Source organism: Pseudomonas edaphica (assembly GCF_005863185.1).
Lineage (GTDB): Bacteria > Pseudomonadota > Gammaproteobacteria > Pseudomonadales > Pseudomonadaceae > Aquipseudomonas > Aquipseudomonas edaphica.
The window spans coordinates 1-3,329 of sequence record NZ_VBVZ01000651.1; the positions used below are offsets into that span (position 1 = coordinate 1).

Annotated in this window: 4 protein-coding genes, 1 tRNA gene and 1 pseudogene; 3 read left to right on the plus strand and 3 right to left on the minus strand. The window is 59.4% G+C overall.

Annotation, left to right across the window (positions count from 1 at the left end):
- Window positions 1-719 (plus strand): carboxylating nicotinate-nucleotide diphosphorylase (gene nadC / locus FEM54_RS28305; RefSeq protein WP_138453831.1); only part of this gene is annotated, 719 nt, incomplete at its 5' end.
- Window positions 720-761: 42 nt separating this feature from the next.
- On the opposite strand, the gene FEM54_RS28310 is transcribed toward nadC, so the two are convergent.
- The 3 genes from FEM54_RS28310 to FEM54_RS28320 all read right to left on the minus strand — a co-directional run bounded on the left by FEM54_RS28310 (window position 762) and on the right by FEM54_RS28320 (window position 1,796).
- Window positions 762-1,079, minus strand: coding sequence for a DUF6388 family protein (locus FEM54_RS28310; RefSeq protein WP_138453832.1), 318 nt, complete (start codon window positions 1,077-1,079; stop codon window positions 762-764).
- Window positions 1,080-1,245: 166 nt separating this feature from the next.
- Window positions 1,246-1,318 (minus strand) — tRNA-Thr (locus tag FEM54_RS28315).
- Between the two features lie 64 nt (window positions 1,319-1,382).
- A complete protein-coding gene (locus FEM54_RS28320) occupies window positions 1,383-1,796 on the minus strand; it encodes a pilin (protein ID WP_017134511.1) in 414 nt (137 codons plus the stop codon).
- A gap of 202 nt (window positions 1,797-1,998) precedes the next feature.
- Here FEM54_RS28320 and FEM54_RS28325 point away from each other — a divergent pair, with 202 nt between their 5' ends.
- Window positions 1,999-3,207 carry a type II secretion system F family protein gene (locus tag FEM54_RS28325; RefSeq protein WP_138453833.1) on the plus strand — a complete coding sequence of 403 codons (1,209 nt, stop codon included), beginning with the start codon at window positions 1,999-2,001 and terminating at the stop codon, window positions 3,205-3,207.
- Window positions 3,204-3,329, plus strand: a pseudogene (locus FEM54_RS34820) (prepilin peptidase); the annotation flags it as partial. The gene FEM54_RS28325 and the pseudogene FEM54_RS34820, both read left to right, overlap by 4 nt.

A 3,329-nucleotide genomic window follows, 5' to 3' on the forward strand; every position in this document is an offset into this window, starting at 1 on the left:
ACATCATTACCCGCGACGCAGCCGTTATCGCCGGCACCGCCTGGGTGGACGCGGTGTTCCGCCAGCTCGACCCACGGGTTGCGGTGCATTGGCAGGTGGCCGACGGTGAGCGTGTGAGCCCCAATCAAGTGCTGTTCCACCTTGAAGGCCCGGCACGCTCACTGCTGAGCGGCGAAAGGTGTGCGCTGAATTTTCTGCAGATGTTGTCAGGCGTCGCCACGCGCGCGCAGTACTTGGCGGACTTTGTCGCCAGCACTCAGGTCAAGTTGCTGGACACCCGCAAAACCCTGCCGGGCCTGCGCCTGGCGCAGAAGTACGCCGTGACTTGCGGCGGTTGCCACAACCATCGCATCGGGTTGTATGACGCGTTCCTGATCAAGGAAAACCATATCGCCGCCTGTGGCGGGATTGCCGAGGCGATTACCGCCGCCCACAAGATCGCGCCGGGCAAGCCAGTGGAAATCGAAGTGGAAAGCCTGGAGGAGCTGCGTGAAGCACTGGCGGCGGGCGCCGATATCATCATGCTCGACGAGTTGAGCCTGGATGACATGCGTGAGGCCGTGCGCCTGAATGCCGGCAAGGCCAAGCTGGAAGCCAGCGGCGGGATCAATGAAACCACCTTGCTGCCTATCGCGCAGACCGGGGTGGACTACATTTCCATCGGTGCGATGACCAAGGATGTGAAGGCGGTGGATTTGTCGATGCGACTGAGCATCTGAGCAAGCAACATCCGAGCAAAAGGAGCAAGGTTGCTCGCTCCTTCAATTTCGCGCACAGATCGCGAGATTATTCATCCCGCAATACTCGTTCCAGTCAACGCCCAGTACCTCGGCGGCCTCCTTGTGCAAGGCCAGGCGCGCCGCTTCGAACTCTTGCGGCGTCGAGGTGTACTTGAGGGTCAGTTCCCATGGCTGCAGGCCCTGGGCCTCGGCCTCATCCTCGAAGGCCCACTGGATCTGGTCCTTTTGATCATCGGCGCTCAGGTCCTTGATCTCGTCGAGCAGTTCCGGGGATTCCGCGACGTATTTTTTGAGGGCTGCTTCGTGCCGCTGTTCCTGGGTCATTTCTTGTGTGGTCATGTTGTTCTCTTAGATCATGGAATGGGGATGCATCTGGGTCATCAAGGTTGCGCAGATACAAAAGAGTGGGCACGAATGCCGCCTCGTCTGGCCTTCAGAACCATTCTGGGATCATCTGAAAACGTTGCCTTTGAAACAGTGTCGCCGTTGAAACAGTGTTGCCTTGTGCCCGAGACAGGAGTCGAACCTGCGACCTTCGCGTTACGAGTGCGCTGCTCTACCAACTGAGCTACACGGGCGGTGGGCTAAAGCTAGCACCGCATTGGGCAGGCAGCAACAAACTCGCTGACCGCCCGGCAGGCATTACGCCCCGTCGGCGCCGCAACCCTTGGCGGCGTACTGCGCCTCGACCGTGGTGGCACAGGCCCAACCCTGGGTGGCGCTGCGCGTCAAGGTGATGGTCTTGCCCAGTACCGGCGCAGGTGCATCGAGGATTTCGCAGGTAATGGAACCGACGCCCGTGGCCACATCGCCGGTTACGGTGATCGTGCAGTTGGCAGTCGGGCTGGTGCCACCAATCAAAGGCAAGGTCGGCACAGTGCCCTGGTTAAGGGTGTCTTCAAAACCGGCCTTCAACGCCGCAATTTCAGCCAGCCCCGCCGTGAACTTGGCCTTGGCCTGGTGCTTGGTGTACATGGGCAGACCGATGGTGGCCAAAATGCCGATGATTGCCACGACGATCAACAACTCGATCAAGGTAAAGCCTTTCTGACGCATCACATTCACTCTCCAGAATAAAAACCTTATCAAGGCGCGTCCTGCGCCCCGCAGTGTGCAGCGGCGCCAGTGTACTCATCCGTGAGCGCCCAATTGTGGGTAAGACGCACATTCTGACATTTTATCGTGCGCCCACGAGCGGTCCGAATCCGTCATCTGACTAAGCTATAAATCTACGACGACCTGTGTGCGGACCTGTGCCATGAATGACGCTTCAACGATCTACGCCTGGGAAGGCACCAACCGCAAAGGCCGCCGGGTGTCCGGGCAAGCCACCGGGCATAACCTGGCACTGATCAAGGCACAGCTGCGCCAGCAGGGGATTTACCCCGGACGCGTGCGCAAAAAGGCTTCGCACCGGCCATATTTTGCCGCGCCGATAAAACCCGCCGACATCGCGCTGTTCACGCGCCAATTGGCGACCCTGTTAAAGGCAGGCATTGCGCTGCTGCAGGCGTTCGACATCATCTGCGAAGGCTTCGAAAACCGGCAGATGCGCGCGTTGATAAAAGGCTTGAAGCAGGAGATTGCCGCCGGTAGTAGCCTGGCAGCAGCGCTGCGCAAACAGCCGCGTCACTTTGATGATTTGTATTGCAACCTGGTTGCCGCAGGCGAACAGGCAGGCGCCCTGGAAACATTGCTCGAACGGGTGGCGATTCACCTGGAAAAAAGCCAGCAGCTCAAGGCGCGAATCAAAAAAGCCATGACCTACCCTATCGCCGTAATCGTCGTCGCCTGTCTGGTCAGTGCAGTTTTGCTTATCCACGTGGTGCCGCAGTTCCAGAATCTCTTCGCCGGGGTAAACGGCCAACTGCCGGGCTTTACCTTGCTGGTGATTGCGCTGTCCAACTTCCTGCAGCACGCCTGGTGGATGCTTGCCTTGGGGCTGAGTATGGCAATAACTGCGCTGCGCCATGCCTATCGGGCTTACCCGGGGTTTCGTGACCGGCTGGATGCCGCTTTGTTGAACGCGCCCCTGGCTGGCACACTGCTGAGGCGCTCAGCCATCGCCCGCTACGCCCGTACACTTTCAACCACCTTTGCCGCGGGCGTGCCATTGGTGCAGGCTCTGGACTCCGTGGCAGGCGCGGCAGGCAATGGATTGTTCACAAAGGCGATCGAACATATGCGGCACGATGTATCCACAGGTGTGCCGTTGAACCAGTCCATGGCCCACAGCGGGCTGTTCCCCAGCATGGCCATCCAGATGACGGCCATCGGTGAAGAGTCGGGCACCCTGGACCTCATGCTGGAAAAAGTCGCCAACCACTATGAAGCCGATGTGGAGAACCTGGTCGATAACCTCACCAGCCTGATGGAGCCACTGATCATGGTGGTGTTGGGGGGCATTGTCGGCGCGTTGGTGATTGCGATGTATCTGCCGGTGTTCCAGTTGGGGTCGGCGTTTTGAGCCTGCTGCTGGGTGAACAACCCTGGGTCTTTGTCGGGATGGCGTTGGTGCTCGGCCTGATCGTCGGCAGCTTTCTCAATGTGCTGGTGTGGCGCCTGCCGAAGATGCTCGTGCGCGAATGG

Bases quoted from the DNA above. Each gene is read 5' to 3' on its own strand.
- FEM54_RS28310 (WP_138453832.1), bottom strand. From the start codon at position 1,079: ATGACCACACAAGAAATGACCCAGGAACAGCGGCACGAAGCAGCCCTC.
- FEM54_RS28325 (WP_138453833.1), top strand. From the start codon at position 1,999: ATGAATGACGCTTCAACGATCTACGCCTGGGAAGGCACCAACCGCAAA.
- FEM54_RS28320 (WP_017134511.1), bottom strand. From the start codon at position 1,796: ATGCGTCAGAAAGGCTTTACCTTGATCGAGTTGTTGATCGTCGTGGCA.